At 35.0% G+C, this 20,982-nt stretch carries 26 protein-coding genes and 2 pseudogenes; 17 read left to right on the top strand and 11 right to left on the bottom strand.

Annotation, left to right across the window (positions count from 1 at the left end):
- Window positions 1-36: 36 nt before the first annotated feature.
- Together JFV29_RS03620 and JFV29_RS03615 are read right to left on the bottom strand one after the other, a co-directional pair.
- Window positions 37-708, bottom strand: a complete 672-nt coding sequence (locus JFV29_RS03620; RefSeq protein WP_201181294.1) for a cupin domain-containing protein — start codon at window positions 706-708, stop codon at window positions 37-39.
- A 23-nt stretch (window positions 709-731) separates the two neighbouring features.
- A pseudogene (locus JFV29_RS03615) lies at window positions 732-1,264 on the bottom strand (cupin domain-containing protein); the annotation flags it as partial.
- A gap of 427 nt (window positions 1,265-1,691) precedes the next feature.
- Here JFV29_RS03615 and JFV29_RS03610 point away from each other — a divergent pair.
- The gene (locus JFV29_RS03610) at window positions 1,692-2,123 is read left to right on the top strand and encodes a DUF6944 family repetitive protein (RefSeq protein WP_242485295.1); all 432 of its coding nucleotides are present in this window, start codon (window positions 1,692-1,694) and stop codon (window positions 2,121-2,123) included.
- Between the two features lie 62 nt (window positions 2,124-2,185).
- Complete coding sequence (locus tag JFV29_RS31330; protein WP_309558917.1) at window positions 2,186-2,431, top strand: Fur-regulated basic protein FbpA; 246 nt, start codon at window positions 2,186-2,188, stop codon at window positions 2,429-2,431.
- 31 nt (window positions 2,432-2,462) lie between these two features.
- Here JFV29_RS31330 and JFV29_RS03600 read toward each other — a convergent pair whose 3' ends face one another.
- Window positions 2,463-2,957: an FUSC family protein gene (locus JFV29_RS03600; RefSeq protein ID WP_201181293.1), complete on the bottom strand. Its 495-nt coding sequence runs from the start codon at window positions 2,955-2,957 to the stop codon at window positions 2,463-2,465.
- Between the two features lie 164 nt (window positions 2,958-3,121).
- On the opposite strand from JFV29_RS03600, the gene JFV29_RS03595 reads away from it, so the two are divergent.
- On the top strand, window positions 3,122-3,346 hold the full coding sequence (locus JFV29_RS03595; RefSeq protein WP_201181292.1) for a hypothetical protein: 225 nt from the start codon (window positions 3,122-3,124) through the stop codon (window positions 3,344-3,346).
- A 41-nt stretch (window positions 3,347-3,387) separates the two neighbouring features.
- On the opposite strand, the gene JFV29_RS03590 is transcribed toward JFV29_RS03595, so the two are convergent.
- Window positions 3,388-3,576 (bottom strand): hypothetical protein, encoded by a 189-nt coding sequence (locus JFV29_RS03590; protein ID WP_098177535.1) that lies wholly within the window; start codon window positions 3,574-3,576, stop codon window positions 3,388-3,390.
- Window positions 3,577-3,846: 270 nt separating this feature from the next.
- Between JFV29_RS03590 and JFV29_RS03585 the strand changes: the two are divergent.
- The 3 genes and pseudogenes from JFV29_RS03585 to JFV29_RS30905 form a co-directional block, all read left to right on the top strand.
- Window positions 3,847-3,996, top strand: a pseudogene (locus tag JFV29_RS03585) (DnaB-like helicase C-terminal domain-containing protein); the annotation flags it as partial.
- A 167-nt stretch (window positions 3,997-4,163) separates the two neighbouring features.
- On the top strand, window positions 4,164-4,367 hold the full coding sequence (locus JFV29_RS03580; protein ID WP_201181291.1) for a hypothetical protein: 204 nt from the start codon (window positions 4,164-4,166) through the stop codon (window positions 4,365-4,367).
- Between the two features lie 117 nt (window positions 4,368-4,484).
- Entirely contained in the window at window positions 4,485-4,613 is a 129-nt protein-coding gene (locus JFV29_RS30905) for a hypothetical protein (RefSeq protein WP_274606901.1), read from the top strand.
- A 92-nt stretch (window positions 4,614-4,705) separates the two neighbouring features.
- Here the strand turns inward: JFV29_RS30905 and JFV29_RS03570 are convergent, their stop codons facing one another.
- Window positions 4,706-4,846, bottom strand: coding sequence for an aspartyl-phosphate phosphatase Spo0E family protein (locus JFV29_RS03570; RefSeq protein WP_083450697.1), 141 nt, complete (start codon window positions 4,844-4,846; stop codon window positions 4,706-4,708).
- Window positions 4,847-5,191: 345 nt separating this feature from the next.
- Entirely contained in the window at window positions 5,192-5,503 is a 312-nt protein-coding gene (locus JFV29_RS03565; RefSeq protein WP_201181289.1) for a CotD family spore coat protein, read from the bottom strand.
- Between the two features lie 808 nt (window positions 5,504-6,311).
- Between JFV29_RS03565 and JFV29_RS03555 the strand changes: the two genes are divergently transcribed.
- The 4 genes from JFV29_RS03555 to JFV29_RS03540 all read left to right on the top strand — a co-directional run bounded on the left by JFV29_RS03555 (window position 6,312) and on the right by JFV29_RS03540 (window position 9,492).
- Window positions 6,312-6,524, top strand: a complete 213-nt coding sequence (locus tag JFV29_RS03555) for a hypothetical protein (RefSeq protein ID WP_201181286.1) — start codon at window positions 6,312-6,314, stop codon at window positions 6,522-6,524.
- A 908-nt stretch (window positions 6,525-7,432) separates the two neighbouring features.
- The gene (locus JFV29_RS03550) at window positions 7,433-8,521 is read left to right on the top strand and encodes a GerAB/ArcD/ProY family transporter (RefSeq protein ID WP_201181284.1); all 1,089 of its coding nucleotides are present in this window, start codon (window positions 7,433-7,435) and stop codon (window positions 8,519-8,521) included.
- Window positions 8,522-8,823: 302 nt separating this feature from the next.
- Window positions 8,824-9,096 carry a hypothetical protein gene (locus tag JFV29_RS03545; RefSeq protein ID WP_201181282.1) on the top strand — a complete coding sequence of 91 codons (273 nt, stop codon included), beginning with the start codon at window positions 8,824-8,826 and terminating at the stop codon, window positions 9,094-9,096.
- Between the two features lie 69 nt (window positions 9,097-9,165).
- Entirely contained in the window at window positions 9,166-9,492 is a 327-nt protein-coding gene (locus tag JFV29_RS03540) for a hypothetical protein (protein WP_201181280.1), read from the top strand.
- A 105-nt stretch (window positions 9,493-9,597) separates the two neighbouring features.
- On the opposite strand, the gene JFV29_RS03535 is transcribed toward JFV29_RS03540, so the two are convergent.
- Complete coding sequence (locus JFV29_RS03535; RefSeq protein ID WP_201183530.1) at window positions 9,598-9,810, bottom strand: hypothetical protein; 213 nt, start codon at window positions 9,808-9,810, stop codon at window positions 9,598-9,600.
- Between the two features lie 223 nt (window positions 9,811-10,033).
- Here JFV29_RS03535 and JFV29_RS03530 point away from each other — a divergent pair, with 223 nt between their 5' ends.
- Window positions 10,034-10,372, top strand: a complete 339-nt coding sequence (locus JFV29_RS03530) for a YolD-like family protein (protein ID WP_201181278.1) — start codon at window positions 10,034-10,036, stop codon at window positions 10,370-10,372.
- Window positions 10,373-10,681: 309 nt separating this feature from the next.
- Here JFV29_RS03530 and JFV29_RS03525 read toward each other — a convergent pair whose 3' ends face one another.
- From JFV29_RS03525 to JFV29_RS03515, 3 genes are all read right to left on the bottom strand, one after another.
- Entirely contained in the window at window positions 10,682-11,017 is a 336-nt protein-coding gene (locus JFV29_RS03525) for an S-Ena type endospore appendage (RefSeq protein ID WP_201181276.1), read from the bottom strand.
- A 181-nt stretch (window positions 11,018-11,198) separates the two neighbouring features.
- Complete coding sequence (locus JFV29_RS03520) at window positions 11,199-11,537, bottom strand: S-Ena type endospore appendage (RefSeq protein ID WP_201181274.1); 339 nt, start codon at window positions 11,535-11,537, stop codon at window positions 11,199-11,201.
- 212 nt (window positions 11,538-11,749) lie between these two features.
- Window positions 11,750-12,100 carry an S-Ena type endospore appendage gene (locus JFV29_RS03515; RefSeq protein WP_201181272.1) on the bottom strand — a complete coding sequence of 117 codons (351 nt, stop codon included), beginning with the start codon at window positions 12,098-12,100 and terminating at the stop codon, window positions 11,750-11,752.
- A 984-nt stretch (window positions 12,101-13,084) separates the two neighbouring features.
- Between JFV29_RS03515 and JFV29_RS03510 the strand changes: the two genes are divergently transcribed.
- The 6 genes from JFV29_RS03510 to JFV29_RS03485 all read left to right on the top strand — a co-directional run bounded on the left by JFV29_RS03510 (window position 13,085) and on the right by JFV29_RS03485 (window position 19,736).
- On the top strand, window positions 13,085-14,443 hold the full coding sequence (locus JFV29_RS03510; RefSeq protein WP_201181270.1) for an IS1182 family transposase: 1,359 nt from the start codon (window positions 13,085-13,087) through the stop codon (window positions 14,441-14,443).
- Window positions 14,444-15,766: 1,323 nt separating this feature from the next.
- Window positions 15,767-16,060, top strand: a complete 294-nt coding sequence (locus tag JFV29_RS03505; protein WP_201181269.1) for a hypothetical protein — start codon at window positions 15,767-15,769, stop codon at window positions 16,058-16,060.
- A gap of 593 nt (window positions 16,061-16,653) precedes the next feature.
- Complete coding sequence (locus JFV29_RS03500; protein WP_053345473.1) at window positions 16,654-16,860, top strand: hypothetical protein; 207 nt, start codon at window positions 16,654-16,656, stop codon at window positions 16,858-16,860.
- A gap of 189 nt (window positions 16,861-17,049) precedes the next feature.
- Window positions 17,050-17,394: a hypothetical protein gene (locus JFV29_RS03495; RefSeq protein WP_053345474.1), complete on the top strand. Its 345-nt coding sequence runs from the start codon at window positions 17,050-17,052 to the stop codon at window positions 17,392-17,394.
- Between the two features lie 416 nt (window positions 17,395-17,810).
- Entirely contained in the window at window positions 17,811-18,233 is a 423-nt protein-coding gene (locus JFV29_RS03490) for a hypothetical protein (RefSeq protein WP_201181268.1), read from the top strand.
- 1,068 nt (window positions 18,234-19,301) lie between these two features.
- Complete coding sequence (locus JFV29_RS03485) at window positions 19,302-19,736, top strand: protein-tyrosine phosphatase family protein (RefSeq protein WP_201181267.1); 435 nt, start codon at window positions 19,302-19,304, stop codon at window positions 19,734-19,736.
- 667 nt (window positions 19,737-20,403) lie between these two features.
- Here the strand turns inward: JFV29_RS03485 and JFV29_RS03480 are convergent.
- Window positions 20,404-20,973 (bottom strand): hypothetical protein, encoded by a 570-nt coding sequence (locus tag JFV29_RS03480; RefSeq protein WP_201181263.1) that lies wholly within the window; start codon window positions 20,971-20,973, stop codon window positions 20,404-20,406.
- Between the last annotated feature and the right edge of the window lie 9 nt (window positions 20,974-20,982).

The following is a 20,982-nucleotide window of genomic DNA, read 5'->3' as shown; positions in this document are numbered from 1 at the left end:
GAAAAAAGGCATGGTTTTTACCAAATCGATGATGATTTATAATTTAAAATTTTTACCATTTATATTGATTGCTATTTCTTCTTTTTTCTGATTTTGTTTTGGAACTTCTTCTGGTTTTACACGATTTGTATTCGGTGTGTAGGTTTGGCGAGTTATAGGATGAGGTGGTCCAATTACGACCGATTCTTTAATTGGAGTTAATACATCGGCTATTTTTGTAGCATCAACACCATATGCTAGTTGGAAAACTTCTGGAGGTGTTAGTCGTAACGTATCAGAACCTTCTGCTGTTTCACGTTGGTCATTGTTAAAAAAGAGGTGGAGATGCAATTTTTCTGACTTAGGTATAATCCAATGCCACCAAGCCATCGGAATAAAAACAACTTGACCAGGTTTCACCATATAGGTATGCAATTTATTAGTATCTGGGTCAATAAGTGAGATTTGGGCTTCACCTGAAACTATAACATCTAACTCCCAAGCGTTAGGATGCCAATGTGGTTCCCGAATATGTCCCTTTGTAAGATAGAGGTCTGCAAAAGCACCACCCACCATTGCAGGAATTTGGGTCGAGGTTATCTCATATAAAACATTTTCAGGGTCTCTTTGGTGGAAGATACTATTCTTTGAGTCAAAAAAGAGATTAGGTGTTCCGCTTGTTTTTTTTATGTTTGAATTGTCAGGGACAAATCCAGTGTTCCTGTTCAAAGGTTGGTGAGTTATAGGAATAGCGGTCCAATTACGACTGATTCTTTAATTGGATTTAATGCACTGGCAATTTTGTTAGCATCAACACCGTATGCAAGTTGAAAAACTTCTGGTGGTGTTAGTCGCAACATGTTAGAACCCTCTGCTGATTCAAATAGGTCATTGTTAAAGAACAGGTGCATATGCAATTTTTCTGACTTAGGTATAATCCAATGCCACCAAGCCATGGGAATAAAAACAACTTGACCAGGTTTTGCAATATAGGTATGCAATTTATTAGTATCTGGGTCAACAATTGAGATTTGGGCTTCACCCGAAATAACTACATCTAACTCCCAAGCGTTAGGATGCCAATGAGGTTCCCGAATATGTCCCTTTGTAAGATAAACGTCACTAAAAGCACCATTGCAGGAAGTTGTGTCGAAGTAACCGTAAATACAACATTTTCAGGGTCTCTTTCGTGGAAGATATTATCCTTCGAGTCGAAAAAGAGATTAGGAGTTCCACTTGTTTTTTTTATGTTTGTATTGTCAGGTACGAATCCAGACTTCCCCATGAATCTTCCTCCCATTGTCTAAGAATTTTTATATAATGCGAATAATAAGGTATTACTATAATGTTATATGGGATAACGACATGCAATATGAATCAGATTAGTACCTATAAGCAACTGAAACCTATTACATAAAATGAACATAAGGTGAAGGTTGTAATAGGGAGCCTCTTATCTTTTTCGTTTACAGTACAATAATTACTGGCGGAACAAGTCACAAAAAACTTAACCTAGTTAAAAGGATGCTTTTATTAAACAGGGGGATGATCGCGACGGCATCTTTCTTTTCTTTTGATTAAAGGGGCGGGGCGTTGAATATGATGCCGTAAGTTATGAGGAATCGTATACATAAAGCCTGTTGACATAAAAACATCAATTTTCATATACATAGGCTATAACCTAATAATAGGTTGGCGGTGTGAAATGAATAATGAAATTTAAAGAGATCTTTGGTTCTGTGATAGTAGTTGTGGGAACAATTTCTGCTGCGATTGGAGCTTCGCCACTGTACTTCATAAAAACTAATTTGCGAGAAGACCTAAGTTTGTGGAGGAACGTCTTACAGTCAGGGGGTAATGCTTTACAAGCTGAAGGGCAAGGAGACGCCCTTCGAAAAATTGGGAAGGAATTTCAGTCAATTGGGAATACTACCGTCATTACTGGGTTGGTTATTAACTTAAAAAAACAAACAGCACAGAAAATATTCATTACCGGGAACTGGATACAAGCGTTAGGTGGACTTATTAACGTGGGACACGGAATCGAGCTCAATCCCCTCCCAGGCCATTCAGAAAACATTATTGGAAACCTATTACTATCTACAGGGAACTCATTACAGGCTATTGGAGGAGTATATGAATAAGAAAAGAACAGAAACACAGATAATAACTCAAATCAGCTCAAGATTAATCGGGCATTTATCGGGTGATTATCGGGCAGTATTTTAATTCTAATGGATTTACCAGCTTCCCGATTATTGCCCGAAAAAAAGTTTCCACTAATCAATTAAATAAATCCATAGTTTTGCAAAGGGATTTTTATAAATCTGAACTTTTGATAATGGATTATTTCAAAACTCCTGAGGGTCGACAATTATATGAACTTTCCTTACCCGAATTAGAAAGCATATTTGATACTGAAAAAGCAAAAGTGAGGAAAATACATGACTAATAAAAAGAAACGTCATTTGTGTAAATCTTTACTACCGGGCTTGTTGCTTTCTCTTGAAAATTAGACGGAACCAAACAAACTGTATCAAAACTGCAATAATTACACCGACCAGAGTATCTGTCATTCTATCTATGGCATAATGTTTCGTTTGGTGTTCAAGTACAAAGACAAATAATATCGTGAGTGCGACTTGATGAATTACTGTTTTGTTAAATTTTAACCACTGTGTGATATAACATCCTAAAAGAATTAATAGTCCTAAATTCCATCCATTTATACTCATATGTCTTGCAATGAGTACAATTACGGAAATACCAATCATGGTTCCAATTACACGTTGTATGGATCGTTGGACCGTTATGTCAATTGTTGATTGAAGGCATAGGATGACCGTGAGTGGAGCTAAGTAAGGATGATCAGAACCCAATAGTTTTGATAATTCCCAGGACAGAGTAGAACCTATTGCCATTTTCCATATTAGAATTGAAAAGTTCTTATTTGGAACTTCGTGTTTTTTTGTTTTCATATTCACCTCGGTGTAATATTCTACCTTTTTATAGAATCCTTCCTATGGTGAATTTTTATGTATATAGATTAATTGTTTTTTTATGTAGTTGAACAAGCCTAAGAAGAAAAAGAAGGTGACCAAAGTATGACGCTGAAAGGGAAACGTCAGGAAGAAGGGTATTAATGTCCAGGCATATGCAGCCGATTATTATACGTCGTCAAAGGAAGTATGACGTTGAACAAGATATCAAGGATTTAGAGGCGAGAGGATTTGAGGTTATTTCTCCTCTTAAACAGCAAAATCCTCAATCTGAAGTACTTCATAATCTTTCATTCGAACAGAGGAGATTCAAGGTAGAAGATTTTTCTTCTCCTTGGATTGCTAAGTTAAGAAGAATCGAAGAGTAGACACAAACTGTGCAGTAAAAAAGCCAATTAGAATTTTCCAATCAGCTCCTGTTTTTTAGATTTTTACCGGTTTCAGTACCCGCATTGAAAATAGATACTACCATAATAAAGAAAAAAAGAATTTGTATTGCTGAGTTGGCTTTCCAATATCCCAAAAAATTCATGAACACAAGAATGACAAATAAAAGAGCAGTAACTATGGTTATAAAAAGGCGTACGTTAAGAGACATTTTATTCCCTCCTTATATATGTAAAATATATTTATAAAAAGGTTACCATGATAAAGTTGGTTTTAAAACCATTAATTGATTTTATTACTGCACAGTTCGAATAAGCCATGCATTAGGCAATTAAGGAGGGTGCTAAATTGAAGTACATTTGCAATGATTGCATATTAATTATTGAAATCCATGGGAAACTAGCTCCTCGTAAGAAGGCCCATTGTCCAAATTGAGGGGATAATGTTGCTACGGAAAATTACATTACGCCTTTAAATAAAACAGCAATTGGAGAGCAAAAACATTATAGAAATTATTATTGGTAAACAAAGAAATGGTCCCATTGGAACCATATCACTTGCATTCATCAAAGAATATGGGGTGTTCCTCAATCTGGAGCGCAGACATGACGGTTTGAGAGCTTTATCATGAGTCCGTCAAAAACAAGCATACATCACTCCGTTTGTTGATTGAATTTCTGGTATACGAAAAAAACACGGTCAACTTTACTGACGATAAATCAGTACTCGATCTTTTTTTAAAGGAGAATAATAGGCCGAGAATGAATGAGTTGTTGAAAGAATATCAGAAAAGTATTTATGGGTCAGCTATATGATGCTGCACAATCTCAAAACCAAATGAAACGGAATTTTGTCTTGGGAAAGTTGATAGCACTTGAAGTGACTAACTCCCATCACGGACAGTCCATTGAATTACTGGATTATGATGATTTGAAATATGAGTTAGTTCTAGCAGAGTATAAAGAAATCAATGCAACCAGTGACGCTAATAAGTGGTTTTAGGAGGAAAAGCAAATGTTAAAAATTATTGATTTAAATACTTTCGCAAAAGAAAAATAGGGGGTGGATCAAGTGGCATAGGAAGCGAAAATTAGTTTAGAAGCAAATATGATTTATATTGTGAGCAACCGAAAACTCACTCCGATGATTCTACCAATTGGAGTTTTCGGGGAAACAATGATTATGTGGCAAAACGATAATGCTGTTCCAAAAGAGAGCATCGGAAAATCAAAGAACCAAATCGATTAAAAGAATGCTTGGATTGCGTTAAAGTGGCTGAAGAATAGTGGACAATGACTGTGAAGGAAGAGTGTAGAAAAAGTAACTTCCGGAATATAGGATCAGTTTGATATGGATTTTTGATATTTGTACAACCACTTATCTAACTCTTGACTAGATTTAATCGTTTCGGGATGAGAAAGTCCTTTTAAGGTTCCAATTTCAATCAAATGGGCTCTCAAGCAATCAATATTGCTTTTCATTTCATTAAGGGATAACACTTCAGTTTTCAAAACCTTTCTCTTGTTCATTTGTAATAATCTTCAAAAAATAAAATCAATAGGTAATATTATAGATAATATTTAACAAAGAGACAAGAGTTTTACAAAATCTTATCAAACAACTATTAACTAGACCCTTATCATTATTGACTGGACCTCATAAGTATAGGGATAAAATTACCGTACAGTATGAATAAGCAGCCCATATTCCTCATTTTTGAATTAATAAAATATGAAAAAGAATGTAACGAAGTAGGTGAATTGATATATTCAAACTGTGAGAGAAGGAGAAAATTAATAATAAAAGCCCCAAATAGGGGCTTAAATTTAATATCTGAATGGCATCGGCGGACAACAAGGATTATGTGGCATTCCACAAATAATGTTTTGAGTGCAACACTCATTCACCACAGATTGTGTATGCGGGAAATAATGTTTATACGTGTTCACATGCTTATTCACGGTTGTAGTATGTGAAGGATGAACAACAGGTATCACCGTGTTCGATACATTCGTATTAACAAATTGCTTTGTAGGTGAAATTTGAGGTGGATCATACTGAGTAGGAAAAGTTTGTGGCGGACAATATTGTGGTGGACATTGGCCGCAGTTTGTAGAACCCCATGATTTATTATACATTTCAAAACCTCCAATTATTATTTTATAAACCTTTGATAGTTTATGAACTGCAATAATAAATGGACTAGTATTAATGCCTCTTTTCAATACACCTACATTGAAAAAGCTAAATTTATATTGCACATATACAATTTCTATATGATAATATTGCGCAGTTCGAATTAACTATGACGATATGTAACAGCATTCCAAATGTATCTAATCCAACATTTTGATGCGTTTAAAGCTAGACCACACTTATGCAGACAAAATCTGTGAGATAAAGTAATTCAGTTTTCCGGCCTTTATGCGTCTCTGATAATTAATCACAAATAAAAATAACATCAGTTAACAGTAAGATATCGCACTGTATTTTTTCTAACCGTTAAATCATTGCATTTGTAATAATCATCTATATTTATTATTGGTTTCATTTTCGGTAAAATAGCTATTTTTTTCTTACTAAATTAACAGGTGCAAGAGGTTAATAGGGGGCTGCTGATGCACTGACTCTTTTACACGAATCGAATATGCGATTTTTGAGGATACTTTCACAGATGTGACCGTTAAAAATTTTACTTTTAACCGTTCCTTCAAAATGAACGATATTATTGACCTGGAATACAGTAATAAAAAGCTATCAACTATGCTTGATGGTCTATATGCCGAATATGGGGAACTATTTAGTAGAATCGTAGAATTTTAGAAACGCAAGAATCAGATACGTGGTGTGGTTCATATAGAGGCTGTCAGTGATAAAACGGAATAAGGGCAGGAAAAACTACAGAATTATATCAACAAGATTTATAGAGCTTTCTCCGGAAAGTCCGTGGCTATAGTTACTCAACAAAAAGGCTTTAAATACGAGGAAATGAAGAATAGTCAATCACAAAGTGTGGACGAGGTAAATAAGGTTATAGATGGTTTTCTCGACCAAGTTGCAAAAGCGTTGGGCCTTATGTGGCAGCAGTGTTTACCAAGACATTTGAGGACGGATCTAAAGAGTGGGTGGGCTTACAAAAGGAATGTTCATATGTTCTAAAATTTCCGGTAAAACCAAAGAAGAAAACGAAGAATTTGATAATGAAGAAATAACTGGAGAATTTATGGAGCGTTATGTTCAAGGGGCTGGAAAATCCTGTTCGGAGCTGACAAAAAGGTGAAACAGACAACCGTGATTCTCTATTCCAAAAGATATTTGGCAAGCCTTATCCAGGAAAAAATGAAGGAGAGCAAGGTGTAGTTGAAGGATAATGTCAAACTTTAAAGCTGTTGTAGTTGAAGATATTCCCGCTAACAGATTAGTAGTATTAGCAATCGAAGATAAAGAAAATGAAATTAATATTCGTTTAGCTTAAGAAAGAGAACCTGACTTTTTAGTAACAAGAGCGATCAAAGAAGGCGAAACTGTCTATGTAACTATTAAGAAAAGAGAAACGTGGAAGGTCGAAGCGTGAGAAGACATTCAAGCAGGTGTTTCTGTTGAAACTGGTGAAGATGGAAAAATCGTTGAAGCTCTTGGAGAAGAGGCGCCTCCTATCAGCGGATATTCAATAAATGCGGAAATTGCAGGGGAGGTTGTAAGCTATGTCCGTAATGTAAAGGACGGAGGAGAAGGTGTTCCGGGTCCGCAAGGCTCAAAGCGACAAGGGTGCTGATGGATCCCGACGGAAGAACAGTGGAACGAAATAGTAGCGAGAGTAGAGACACTAGAAGGATAAAGAGCTGGAATACTCCTGCTATATCTTTATTTAATTTAATGCTCTATTAAATGATGTTGTTGAATAACTTGTCCTCAAAAGGGTTTGTATATTCATCTTCTGTCAATAATGGTTATGAAATCACAAATGAGCTGAGTAAGCTAGAAAAAAGGAAAAAAATTTTGCTCTTCTTTGTTTTTTTACCGTTTGTATATAACTTACCGTTTTGTCGTGAAAGGAACTTATCAAAATGCTCGAGAAGGGTAAAATCGGAAGCCGTCAACTGACGATATTAGTGATATTATATACGGTTGGTGATTCTATTTTAGTTATTCCCTCCATTGTCGCTTCTGAAGCAAAACAAAATGGTTGGGTTTCTGGTATTTTTAGCGTGGCGATAGCACCGTTATTGGTTGTCTTTTTATATGACGCTTTAAGGAAATGCTATCCTGATTTAACATTAGTGGAATACAGCCAAAAAATTTTGGGTAAGTGGCTGGGAATAGCGATTTCGCTTCTATTTATAAGCTACTTTTTTATAACCACAGCGACTTACCTGAGAGAAATTGGTGATTTTATGACAAGTCAGATTATGCCTGAAACTCCAATTCAAGTGATCATGTTTCTTTTTATGAGTATCGTCCTCATGTCCGCACGTCTCGGTTTGGAACCTTTGGCCCGAAGCGCGGAAATATTGTTTCCTTTTGTTGTAATACTTTTATCATCATTGATGATTCTTCTATTGCCTGAGATTAAATTTCAAAATCTGCAACCCGTCTGGGAGGGAGGAGTGAAACCAGTTATACGGGGGTCTATACCATTTATTGTCTTTCCCTTTATAGAACCGGTTGCGGTTCTGATGATCCTCCCGTTCGTGAGTCAAAAAGACAGAATAAGAAAAAGTCTGTTTGTCGGTCAATTGTTGGCTGGAAGTGTTTTGATCATAATAACAATGTTAGCCATTCTTGTTCTTGGTGTCGATTTAACAGCAAAAGAAATTTATCCAAGCTATAAATTGGCTCAGAAAATCAATATCGCTAATTTCCTGACGAGGCTGGAAGCAATACTAGCCATAATATGGTTCATCACAATTTTTATTAGATTTAGTTTGTTTTTTTATGTGACCGTTTTAGGTCTGGCACAAACGTTAAAATTGCAAGATTATCGTCCTTTGGTTTTTCCATTTGGTATGATTTTGATTGTCTTTACATTGATTATGGCACCCAATACCGTCTATTATAGTAACTTTATTTCAGACATCTGGCCTTTTTATGCAATGACATTCGGGTTTCTGTTACCATTGTTATTACTAACAATCGCCAAAGTTCACAAAAAATGATGGACCAAACTAAGATTGGGTGTTATTTGTTAAGTAACTTCTGTGGAATTCTGTAATTTTTACACAAACCATCCATGAAAACCTTTATAGTTATCTTAACAATAAACGCTATTAGAAGCTTAGGTGTTATACCATTAAAGGGCGCAGTTCTTTAATAAGGCATGCTTTCCTTATTGAACTAACAGTTGAAATAGTTCCACAGGATGAACTAAAGAAGACCACAATAAGTGGTCTCTTTTTATTTGTTCAAAAATCAACATCAATGTTTATCAAATCTTTAAAAAACGAAGGGATGTTTTGAAATGGCAAATTTAAAAAGAAACATGATCGAATTGGTAAAGGAAGTGAAGGAAGGTGAAATTGAAACGGGAAAGTATACAGAATGTATTAATACTTGGGGAGGTGAACTTAGGGACCGTGTGGAAATTGAGGATAATAGGATAACTGGTCGATTTATCGACATCCTGCCTAGAAGAGGGGAAGACATAGGTAAACGGTGGGAAATCGATAAAGACATCCTATCTATTACGGAAAACAAGAAGCAGAATTCCACGAATGTACATATCTCTAGGTAATGAACCTAAACATCCTCCTTATCTTTACATAATCTAAATCAAATAAAGAATTGGGGGGAATTACTAAAAATGTATGATTTAATAATAAATGAAGATATAAATGCAAATTATTTAAGAAGAATTGCTGTTGGTGTTGGTGGTATTGGTCACATCGGAGGTTTTGGTCATGTCGGAGGTTTTGGTGGTGTTGGTCACGTTGGTCACGGTAGTGGTGTTGGAGGTAGTGCTGGTGGAGCTCCAGTTGGAGGTGGAATTCCTTTTGAAGAAGGTCTTGCTGCAGGAGCGTTGTTTGCAGGACCCTATTATGGTGGCTATGGATATGATGGTTATGGATATCCAGGATATGCTCCCTACCCATACCCCTACCCATACCCATACTCATACTACCCTTATTGAGAAAAGAAGTTAGTGGCTAAGAGCAACTATGAGAGAGCGAATATGAAATTGTATAGATACTTCTAATTTTAAGGCCCTTCTCATTAGAGAGAGGCTTATTTCTGTTTAAAAAGGCAAATCATCCTCAATTATAGGCCTACCCTTCTTAATTAACTCCGTAATATCATTGTCTCCGTTATAAACCACTTTATCTATCCTGAAATCTTTACTAGAACCAAATTCATTTTGAATCTGTTGAATCCACTCGTAGGCTGCAATTGCAGCGGCCCAATCAGGAGCTTTCTTAAATCCCGAATTAGCGACTGGGGAATCCTCCAAATCTGCAAAAAATTAGTTTCTTTTGTATGTAAGTACCATCTATATTTAACATTCATATTCCCATCAATCAATGGCCTGTAATAACGCCAAGTAATAAAATTAAATAACCATAAATAATGTTAAGTTCAATGGAATGCAATTTCCTTAATTGGGGAAGAGATTTTTTTACTTTCTAAAGAACGTGTGCTCGTTTGTAATGATTAAAAAGGGAGGTCCTCTTAAGATGTCTATTCGTGACCGAGGAATTCTAAAGTGGCAAGTAGCCTTAATTTTACCTGAGCATAAAGCATTTCAAAAGCAAATGAACGAAGACTATTTTAGACAAGAAAAACCAATTCTTGATGATTATCAAAAAGAAGAATATGAAAATCAAATTCATTACTCGATGGAAAACCATTTGCCGATAAAGTTTCAATTATATAATAAGAGGTTTCCTAGAGAATTACAGGGTCATAGTGTATACATAAACTCAATTAATAAATTGTTACATATTCAAAAGAAAGATAATTCATTTGAATATATTCAGTTTGATGAGGTTATTGGTGTGATCGTAGAGGATTAAAAAAAGTCCTTCTCATAGTTGAGAGGAGCCTGTTTTTCTGTTAAAGAAGGTTGTGAATTTTCTGCTTGACCATTGGCGCAGATTCTTCTGTAGCTCTTTGAAATATAGGTTAAACAAATTTATGCTATAACTCTTGATAAACGTACAAAAGCATGTTTTGAGAAAAGATTGTTTATTTTTGTGTTCCTTCATCAACTCGAACAAATCATATTTGCACCAGAACCCATTTGCTAGTGAGGATATAGCAATTTTAGTAGGTTGATTAACTGATTATGAGTCTGAATTTCCTGGGGCAGCACTTAAAGTGTTTTAAGCTAGAATACACTTGTATAGCGTCAGACTGTATGTCCCACTTGTTCCTGCGGGCATTTGAATAACAAAAGAAATCGGATTTTGTACAGTTTTACCAATCGTATTTCCTGGTGGTACTGGCCCGATCGTAGTTGTAACAGGAGCTGTTGATGAATTGACTGTACCTGTTACAGTTGAAACGCTTGCAGCAGAATTAAAAATCTCAAAAGTCCCTTCAATGTAAGCACCAACGGGAGCAGTAAATACCGTCTCATCTACTACTCCAATTGTTGGACCATTAAAATTACCACAAATGCTTTCTTGATATCTGAGCAGGAGGACAACAAGAGTCACTAAAACACATTGTATATTTCTCCTTTCGAAAAATTTTTTCCAGATACGTTTTATCTGTGCGATACTTAATCTTCATTCCTGTAATAGAGTATGAAAGATTTATAGAAATTTCTTATATATCTTGTCCGTTTTAAAAGATATAGAGTAATAACTTAGAAAAAGGTATTCCTTTATATCTTTATTACGCTAGAACACGCTTATACAAATTGATACAATATGACCCACTATCTCCAGCACCTGCTGTAATAGTAAAACTAGTAGGTTGATTAACTGATTGTGAGTCAGTATTTCCTGGAGCAGCACTTAAAGCTATTGCTGGAGTTGATGTCCCCGTAGCCGTTACTGTAGCCGTACTAGAAGCTGAGTTGAAAATTTCAAAAGTTCCTGAAGAATAAGCGCCTGCTGGAGCAGACCATATTTCAACACCTGCTAAAGGTCCGTTAAAATTACCACAAATTTTTTCTTGAAACACCTGTGCAGGAGGGCAGCAACCTCCGTTAATTCCATTTGAACCACACATTATGAATTTCCTCCTATTTACTATTAAACAGCTTGTATTAGCCATTCAGTATTATAGAATGTAAATTTTGCAATCTTGCAACTGACATGAGTGTAACATTTGCTGAATTATTTTTATTTCATTATAAGAACTAGAAAGGGTGGAAGGCAATTTCCCTTAAAAATGAGGAATACAGGGGAAGGATAAAGAATAGAATAGAACCCCTTGAGGTCTTATTTATCTTTTTTATGTTTACGTTGGTCATCACAAATAACAGGAAAGCATACTTCCAAAAAATATTTCCCCTCAGTTCTCCCTGTGTCTATCCTAAATACGATAATCGATTCGGCAGCATCTACTGTTGCTGAAAGCGTATTGCCAGAAGGAACGGAGAATTCAACTGGGCTTCCATCATTTCGAATCACGAGAACCTGAACCGATGCAGTGCTCATAGCGCTATTGAATACAGAGATTGTTACGGTAGCGTCCATCGCAATTCTCGCTTTCCAAATTTCTAGACTCGGAACCTGCTCGGTCAATAACAGATTACCACATGTGCTATTGCATACAATTGGTACTGACATTTCTGTAGGTACATTTACTTTCACTTTGATTTTTTTCTCGACTTTGCATTTGCATTTTTTGTGCCCACAAACTCTACATTTTTTATGCTTGCATCTGCATTTACTGTGCTTGCAATCTGAACATTTTTTTTGTTCACTCAAATTACTAGCACCTCCTAATTCAAGTTACTATATTTCTATTAACATACTGGACAAGTTGCCTGTACTTATAGCTCGAACAATGGTTTTATGATTAAAAATGGGACTACTTTTGGCGTATTTATGGGAATCACGTTACTTCATTTAAAATGTTTGCTATTGGATTAAGTGATTTGCTTCAAAAATGGAGGTTGCTGAATTTATAAAAACAAATCATGAAGACCTATAGGTGAACCCATAAAAAACATTAGGTGATCACCGAAATATAATTGACAACCATCTGACCACATAATAAAAATTAAAAGGTGAAAAAACTTAATGGGAATTTGTATACAATCTATCTAAAACCTTATTAAATAAGCATATATGTATCATTCTGAAAAAGTAAGAAAGGCGAAGATATGTTCCGCACACAAGTTCACCCATGAGAACGCGAACAATATATGTCAACTTATTAATAACTAAAACCCTTGGCGCCTTTCGTGTCAGGTTTTTTTATTTTGTGGGCAGATTTTCCGGAAATATATTAAATAGATAATTGCCCATCGATTGCCCACCAACGTGAGCAAAAAAAATACATCAATTATTCTATTGATGTCTACAGTTTTTTTGAGGGGTTGTAAAAATTCGACGTTGATTTCCACTCCAGGCACTCGCTTTCCGCGGGCGGTCAGGGAGCCTCCTCGGCGCCTTTGCGCCTGTGGGGTCTCCCTTGGACACGCATTTCCCGCAGGAGTCTCGCACCTTCCGTTCCAATCAACTTTGTTTTAACAATTAGATATAACCACTTTTGCCTACAGTCCTTTTTGTTTTAATATAGAAGTATTAAAACTTGAGGTGATGACGATGCTTTCGAAACATAATTCTATTCAGCGAGATCAACTTGAAATGATTACTTTGGATCAACTGGTGCCAGCGAACCATTTGGTTCGTAAAATTGAGGGGGCCATTGACTTCACTTTCATTTATGACTTGGTGAAAGAGATGTATTCAGAGATAGGGCGCCCAAGTATTGATCCAGTTATTTTAGTTAAATTGACATTCATTCAATATACCTTCGGTATTCGTTCGATGCGTAAAACGATTGAAGAAGTTGAAACGAATATGGCTTACCGTTGGTTTTTAGGTTACGGTTTCCATGATAAAGTACCTCACTTCTCAACGTTCGGGAAAAATTATGAGCGTCGCTTTAAAGATACAGACCTGTTTGAACGGATTTTTTATCGTATCTTAATGACAGCTTCAGAAAGAAAGTTAATAAGTGCAGAGCACGTATTCGTTGATTCAACACATGTGAAAGCCAGTGCGAATAAGCGAAAATTCGAAAAGAAAATCGTTCGTAAGGAAACACGAGCATATCAAGGACGCCTTCAAGAAGAAATAAATCAAGATCGTGAAAACAATGGAAAGAAGCCTTTTCCACCGGATAAATTTGATAAAGAAGAAACCAAAGAAATTAAAGAAAGTACAACTGACCCTGAGAGTGGCTACTATGTAAAAGATGAACGAACAAAACAGTTTGCCTATTCATTTCATGCGGCTGCGGACCGCAACGGTTTTGTGCTGGGGACGATTGTAACACCGGGAAATACGCATGATAGTCATATCTTAGAGCCTCTTGTTGAACAAGTGATTGAGAAAGTTGGAAAACCTGAAGCTGTTGCCGCAGATGCAGCTTACAAAACACCAGCCATTACAAGCTACCTTTTTGGGAAAGAAATCACACCAGCTTTACCCTATACACGTCCACGAACAAAAGAAGGGTTCTTTCGCAAGCATGACTATGTTTACGATGAACATTTTGATTGTTATCTCTGCCCATCGGGCGAGATTTTAAAGTACTCAACAACAAATAAAGAGGGCTATCGCGAGTACAAATCACCCAAACACACTTGTGCGACATGCTCATTTTTATCACAGTGTACAGTAAGCAAAGACCATCAAAAAGTGGTGACACGCCATATCTGGCAAAATTATATGGAAGAAGCAGATCATCTGCGTCATCACAAGGATGTAAAACCTATATATGCGAAACGTAAAGAAACAATAGAGCGTGTATTCGCAGATGCAAAAGAAAAGCATGGTATGCGTTGGACTACTTTAAGGGGACTTGAAAAATTGTCGATGCAGGCGATGCTTACTTTCGCTGCCATGAATTTAAAGAAGATAGCCAATTGGACATGGCAAGGTCCAAGAATGGCTTAATAAAGTGGGCTCGTAGAGGCCCAATCTCTTAATCTTGAGCAAAATTCAAAGGGAATTTCAAAAGGGGTCCGGAATTAAAACATTCCGAACCCCTTTTGTCTACAAACTGATACATCAATTATTCTATTGATGTATTTTTCAAACTTGTCCATGTTTGTCTTTTCTATCTTTTTGCTTATATGTGCGTTAACATCAGAAGTTATAGCAAGGCTGCCATAACCTAATCTTTCCTGAATATATTTCATATCTGCTCAAGCTTTAAGTAGGGGCACCGTATGTGTATGACGTAAGGATAGGCAGAGAAGGCAACTCAGATTTTTTTAATATACCTGAATGCATTAAATAAAATAGACTTTGGCATGAAGCTACCACCATCTATGCAAAGTACTAGATTTAAATCATGGTGGTGTAAATGATTCAAGGTTAGTTTTTATTGATTTTGATGCATATGATGATGTTGAATTACTTGAGTAAGTGTTTGGCTAATTTTTGGTTTACCCCTAATATAGTAATAGCATAGAAGTTTTGAAAGAGACCTCTAATATTATGGGGAATTATGAGATCGGAAAAGTGGGGATAATTACTAAATCTTTAAAAAAATCTGGGGGGCAGGTTAAGAACTGATATAAGAAGTCCACTATCGTGGAACCGTTTTTCTAAAAATACTAATTTGTTAAAAATGAGGTGATGAGATGATGAAGCACATATTATTATTTGTTGTTTTATTAATGGTTTCCTATTTTATTTTAGACTTCACTTTTATTAAGGCTGTTCTTTATTCAATTATTATGGTGATTATTGTTAGTTTGATTTATTTTTTTGATAAGCATAAAAATATGGATTCGCATTAAAAAAATAGAAATTGAGATTAAAAGTAAAAATTTAGAGGGTGATACAAGGCATAGATAAACTTGTCTGTCCAGAATCCTCTAGCCATTGAAAAAACCCCGATTTCACAATTTACCTAATAAAGATTCTCCATTCACTCAAACATATTTGCTTAAGTGTGAACCGACGACTGGAAAACTATAACACACTGTAAAAAGTTATTTCTCTTTGCCTGTAAGTTGACCTCAATTAATGATCATGTTCTATCACCTAAATAAAATTCAAATAACTCCTCACATTTATTTCTCAATCAAGGGTTAAAATAATTACTCATTAAAAACTAACAGGACCTCTCATATTCGAGAGGGGATATTAGTTCGTAACAAGAAGTAAAAAACTCCACGAATGTACATATTTCTAGGTAATGAACCTAAACATCTTCCTTATCTTTACATAATCTAAATCAAATAAAGAATTGAGGGGGATTTACTAAAAATGTATGATTTAATAAAAAACGAAGATATAAATGCAATTGATTTAAGAAGAATTGGTTTTGGTGGTGGGGGTCACTTTGGAGGTTTTGGGAGACCATTTGGTTTTGGGAGACCATTTGGATTTGGGAGGCCATTTGGTTTTGGATTTCCTTTTCTAGGAGGTCTTGCTGCAGGAGCGTTGCTTGCAGGGCCCTATTATGGTGGTGGATATGGATATGATGGCTATTATGGATATGATTATGGATATCCAGGATATGCTCCATACCCAGCCCCATATTCATACTACCCTTATTGAAAAAGAAGTTAGTGGCTAATAGAAACTTTGAGAGCGCCTATATGAAATTGTACAGATACTTCTTATTTTAAAGCCCTTATCTTTTAAGAAGGGCTTATTTTTATTTAAAAAGGTAAATCATCCTGAATTATAGGTGTAACCTTCTTAACTAACTCCGTAATATTATTATCTCCGTTAAAAACACTTTTTTTCCTGAAATCCTAACTAGATCCGTATTCACTTTGAATCTGCTGAATCCATTCGTAGGCGGTAATTGCAGCTGTACAATCTGGATCATTCTTGTAGTGTGAACCGACGACTGGAAAACTCCACTCTGTAAAAAATATTTCCCTTTGCGTGTAAGTTGACCTCAATATTAATGTTCATGTTCTATCACCTAAATAAAATTTTAATAACTCCTCACATCTATTTCTCAATCTAGGATTAAAATAATTATGTATTTCTTCGTATCCATACCGACTAATTAGACTAGTGATCTTACGAGAGATATAGCTATTTATAATGCTGATCAGTAATTTGATAGAGCTGTCAGGAGGAAATAAGCAGGAAATTATCTCCTAATATCGAACTGTTAGATAAAGGAGATGGTAAAAATGAATCTGAGAGTTAAATATAGGCTTTTTATTCATGTTGACGGAGGTCTTACTCCCGAGAAATATGACCGATACGAGATACTAAACGTCAGAGAAGATATTGATCCTGATGATACTAAGGATTACCAAGAACTTAATATAAAGTTAGGAAAGTCGATTAATCGGCCTGTAAATGAATTTAAAATGAAAAGCTTTGAACCAATGTAGGAGCATCCTTGCGATGGTGTTTTTTACTTGCAGGAAATTATCTCCTTTAGTCGAAATGTTGTTTGATTAAGGCATAGAAAATTTATAATAAGCAAAGGGACGGCACTCATGAAGAGAGAGTCGTCTTTTTATGGATAAAGAAGGAAATAACCTGTCGTTTGGAGAATATGACGAGAGGGGGTGGGATAATTGCGACAAAATAGTGAACTGGTTTTAACTAAAGAGGATATTTTAAGAATGATTGTTAAACACCTTGATGTATTCCCGTTAACTAGTCTAGAGGCTATTAGAGAAGTGATTAGGAGTTCTTTAAAACAACAAGGCTTAATATTTGGGGTAACTGAACATTCAGGTGGCGGTACTATAACCAATAGAGAAAGAATATCAGATGAAGATACCCTTTTAATTAATGATTGTATTTATGACCTTTTATATACTCGTGTTATCACGCCTGGTATTAATGATGATAATCTTGATTTACCTTGGATTCATGTTTCTGATAAAGAGAAACTCAAAACATACCTAAATGAATAGTAATCATTTTAGTTCAAAGCACTCATTTCATTGGGTGTTTTTGCCTTTTTTAATAAAAGGGGATTATCTCTTTTGTCAAATTGAGTAGGCGACAGGAGTTGATGACACGAATACATTGAAACTTATTTATGTAATATTAAATGATCTTGAAAAAAATGAGGAGGAACGACCAAACTTAATAAATTATTAATGGTGCGTGAATCAGTAATAATCAAACTTGGTGTCGGTTTGGGCTAGGCTATACCTACGTTAAAAGGATGCAAGTCTAGAAGAGAATAATTAATAAATTTAAAATTATGGCTAGAGAAATGAGAGACTTTTTAAAATGATAATTCGAAAGCATAATAATGGGTGCTTTTCATTTGCAGGAAATTATCTCCTTGTGCCGAATTTATAGGACAAAGGGAGTTGATAAAATGGATAGTAGTCAATTATCAATTTTTACATTGGAAACACTAAAAAATCACAAAACAAGTACAGGTGTTAGTGTAACCCAATTTTTAAAACAAAAACATCCTAATGGTGATTGGGTAGTAAATAAGGATGAAATAGGTTATTACGTAAAAGTAGCACATTTAACAATGAAATATCGATGGAAAATAGTTGGTGAAGTTATAGAGGCTATTAATGGTAGAGCTGTACAACTTACACCAGATTTACATCCAAATAAAGTTAATATAGAGGCTAAAAGAGAAAAGGTCCAATTAATGATCTATGATTTTGTTAGAAATACCTTTGGAGAGATTGAAAGCATGGAAGAATCCATTAAAAAAGCTTCTGTAAAATTCAATCTTACTGAAAAAGAGGTTGAGGCAATATATCTATCCAGAGAGGTTTAAACTTAAGTTATACTTATACCTTTTAGAAGCAAGTGCAATTATAACTAAATAAAACTGCTCCCTAAGTAAGGGAAGGTAAAAAGATGTAGGATGATTTAGTCTATGTTTTCACAAATTTTTCTAGGAACCACTTAGAATTACAAGGTGCTTTGTAAGTACTAGGCTAAGGAAAAATCGAGATTGCAAAAGCTCTAAATTCAAAGGGGATTTCGAAATAGTCAATGGATTAAACCAAGTACACTAGAAGTCTTCTTAGCAACAATTAATCCAATGTGAAATGAGATTCACAAGCAGTTCACAGCTCATACATCCCGATTTCATTTATAAGCAGCCATACTAATTGGGTATGGCTGCTACTATTCCCTTTTTATTTTTTCGGGATTGTGAAGGGTGGTTAATGTTTTGTAACCCGTAATAATTCTTAAAGCTCTTCAATTTCCACTTCAGAGTATCCTCTAAAGATCAAAAATCTTCTTTTCTATTTGAATTTTTACAAGTATCTAATATCGGCTTTTTCCTTTATAGCAGGTTTTCAATAACTCTTTAGCGCGTTTAGCAGATATCTCATATTCAAATTCACTTACATCAATATCATCTTCTATGTGTTCGTAGAGGTAATTAATCATTTCTATGAAAGACCTAAAGATTACAGTTGTTTTATTCGCTTCGATGTCTTATAAAAGTTATTTCTGGTTTAATTTTATTTTTTCTACAATCCACGTATGTCTATCTCCAGAGATGGTAATGAAATTTTCTTCTTTTATCCCCCATTTGTTTAATAAATATTTTGATTCATATATTCCTTCATTCTTTTAAATTCCGTATAAAAAATCAATGGCAATATGATCATAAAAATATACGAATTTGCATGACTATTATTCATGGAGGTATCAAAATATGGAGGGAATTACCACTTAAAAGAACTACACTAGAAGACTTTCCCTCTACTAAGTAAACAAAGCTTAGGTCTTCTCGTTCTCTAAAGTCGAGGGTGATTTTTTAAGAATACTAAATTGTATTCCATCATAATATGCATTAGTTGAAAATATGGAGTAGGTGGCCAGGTAAATGGGTTTTGTGGAGATGATACCAGGACGATTGTACATTGGAGGACGAATTTCTTCCGATGATTGGGGTTTTGTTCAGAGAAATATATCAGTCATCGTGAACCTACGTACGAAACCTGATCGTCCTCCATTTGATTTTTCAAGAAGAATAATGATATGGGTTCCTATTACTATATGGGTAACTCCTAGTTTAGAATTGGTCGATAACTTGATCAAACAGCTTAATCAATTGTTTGACCAGGGCTATCGAATATTAATTCACGATACTTTAGGAATACAACGATTGGGCTTTATCATTACTGCATTTTATATGCAAAAATATAGATTAAATCGAGAAGAGGCCCTTTACTTGGTTAAACAAAAAAAACCTGATATAAAACCCACTGAAAACTATCTGCAATTGCTAACTCAGTATGAAAATTATTTAAACCTGTAAGAAAAAGACCCATGTATGTACTTATCACTGTCAAATAGATAGTTATAAAAAAAGACTATATTCAATCGGAGCTCGATCATTTAGTCGTATTTGGAACTTGTATGATAAAAAACTAGAAGCTCTTGGTATTATCCGCCAGATAGCAATGAGGAGAAAAAATATGCTGCAGATTGCTAATGCCATTATTATTCAACCAGTGAAAGATGAAATGTCCGGTCTTTAAAACAACTACACTTGTGAATCTTAATTTAGATAAATCTTTAGATGCAGCTTTTTTCACACTGAAGCTGCCTTATTTACTGTTGATTTCCCATGCTTTTTTATAGCGTTTTGTATATCAATCAGGCAATTGCAAATGAAAACTAAAGATCTTTCATAAAAGTTGAATAAAATATAGGGATGGGATTTTTTTATTCATAAAAGAACGTTTGTTCGCGTGTGTATTTGATGAAATTCAGCATTTTTTCATTAGAGAAAAAGAGCTAAATAGCAAAAACTCCTTATGAAAGGAGTATAATAATTTATTAAATATATAAAGGTTTTTTAGGGACGAAATATAATTGCTATATACAAAGGGAACTGCCCATTATGTCGAATATTCATTATAAATTTCCTACAAACTGATAGCTATTTATATTATCACGTTTTGTTGAACACAAAATGATTGTTATTGGTGATAATTAGGATAGATGACGTTTTGTAAGAAAATCACTTCTCTTTTTAGGGATTCGGAAACTTGGAGTAATGAGTTCACATCCTTTTGCAATGAGGTGATTTGATTTTCCATTTTCCTCATTTTCCTACTTTGTTCCTTTGCTTCTTGTTCTTCTTTTTTTTCTAATATAGCGGATTGTTCTATTTCAATCGCGACACCACTTGATGAAACTAAGTCACCAATTGTAATTATAATGGCACCTATTAAAGCTAATGCAAAGCCTACATTTGATTCTGAACCAGAACCTGAATCTGAATCTGAATCTGAACCTTTTCCTTTTCCTTTTCCTTTTCCTTTTCTTGAACTTGTTCCTGAACCTGTTCCTGCTCTTGATGAATCGGGGTTTTCTAAACCCTCTACTTCTTCAATTTCTTCTACCTCTTGAGCTTCTACTGCAATCCCAAGAACAGTAAGAATGTTTCCTATGTTAACAATCAATGAACCAAATAAATCAATCTTATCTCCAATATTAGTAGGTAAGGAATTTAAAATATGATCTTCTTCGGGTTTCCACTGGTTCAAAACTTCTCA

The sequence above is a fragment of the Peribacillus sp. TH16 genome, assembly GCF_016651095.1.
Lineage (GTDB): Bacteria > Bacillota > Bacilli > Bacillales > DSM-1321 > Peribacillus > Peribacillus butanolivorans.
Note: the sequence above shows the minus strand (reverse complement) of the source record. Positions and strands in the feature narration are given on the sequence as shown.

What these genes read in the sequence shown, in the direction of transcription:
- JFV29_RS03610 (WP_242485295.1), top strand. Translation starts at nt 1,692, where the DNA reads ATGAAATTTAAAGAGATCTTTGGTTCTGTGATAGTAGTTGTGGGAACA.
- JFV29_RS03600 (WP_201181293.1), bottom strand. Translation starts at nt 2,957, where the DNA reads ATGAAAACAAAAAAACACGAAGTTCCAAATAAGAACTTTTCAATTCTA.
- JFV29_RS03595 (WP_201181292.1), top strand. Translation starts at nt 3,122, where the DNA reads ATGTCCAGGCATATGCAGCCGATTATTATACGTCGTCAAAGGAAGTAT.
- JFV29_RS03590 (WP_098177535.1), bottom strand. Translation starts at nt 3,576, where the DNA reads ATGTCTCTTAACGTACGCCTTTTTATAACCATAGTTACTGCTCTTTTA.
- JFV29_RS03580 (WP_201181291.1), top strand. Translation starts at nt 4,164, where the DNA reads ATGGGTCAGCTATATGATGCTGCACAATCTCAAAACCAAATGAAACGG.
- JFV29_RS03570 (WP_083450697.1), bottom strand. Translation starts at nt 4,846, where the DNA reads ATGAAAAGCAATATTGATTGCTTGAGAGCCCATTTGATTGAAATTGGA.
- JFV29_RS03565 (WP_201181289.1), bottom strand. Translation starts at nt 5,503, where the DNA reads ATGTATAATAAATCATGGGGTTCTACAAACTGCGGCCAATGTCCACCA.
- JFV29_RS03550 (WP_201181284.1), top strand. Translation starts at nt 7,433, where the DNA reads ATGCTCGAGAAGGGTAAAATCGGAAGCCGTCAACTGACGATATTAGTG.
- JFV29_RS03545 (WP_201181282.1), top strand. Translation starts at nt 8,824, where the DNA reads ATGGCAAATTTAAAAAGAAACATGATCGAATTGGTAAAGGAAGTGAAG.
- JFV29_RS03540 (WP_201181280.1), top strand. Translation starts at nt 9,166, where the DNA reads ATGTATGATTTAATAATAAATGAAGATATAAATGCAAATTATTTAAGA.
- JFV29_RS03530 (WP_201181278.1), top strand. Translation starts at nt 10,034, where the DNA reads ATGTCTATTCGTGACCGAGGAATTCTAAAGTGGCAAGTAGCCTTAATT.
- JFV29_RS03520 (WP_201181274.1), bottom strand. Translation starts at nt 11,537, where the DNA reads ATGTGTGGTTCAAATGGAATTAACGGAGGTTGCTGCCCTCCTGCACAG.
- JFV29_RS03515 (WP_201181272.1), bottom strand. Translation starts at nt 12,100, where the DNA reads ATGTCAGTACCAATTGTATGCAATAGCACATGTGGTAATCTGTTATTG.
- JFV29_RS03510 (WP_201181270.1), top strand. Translation starts at nt 13,085, where the DNA reads ATGCTTTCGAAACATAATTCTATTCAGCGAGATCAACTTGAAATGATT.
- JFV29_RS03505 (WP_201181269.1), top strand. Translation starts at nt 15,767, where the DNA reads ATGTATGATTTAATAAAAAACGAAGATATAAATGCAATTGATTTAAGA.
- JFV29_RS03500 (WP_053345473.1), top strand. Translation starts at nt 16,654, where the DNA reads ATGAATCTGAGAGTTAAATATAGGCTTTTTATTCATGTTGACGGAGGT.
- JFV29_RS03490 (WP_201181268.1), top strand. Translation starts at nt 17,811, where the DNA reads ATGGATAGTAGTCAATTATCAATTTTTACATTGGAAACACTAAAAAAT.
- JFV29_RS03485 (WP_201181267.1), top strand. Translation starts at nt 19,302, where the DNA reads ATGGGTTTTGTGGAGATGATACCAGGACGATTGTACATTGGAGGACGA.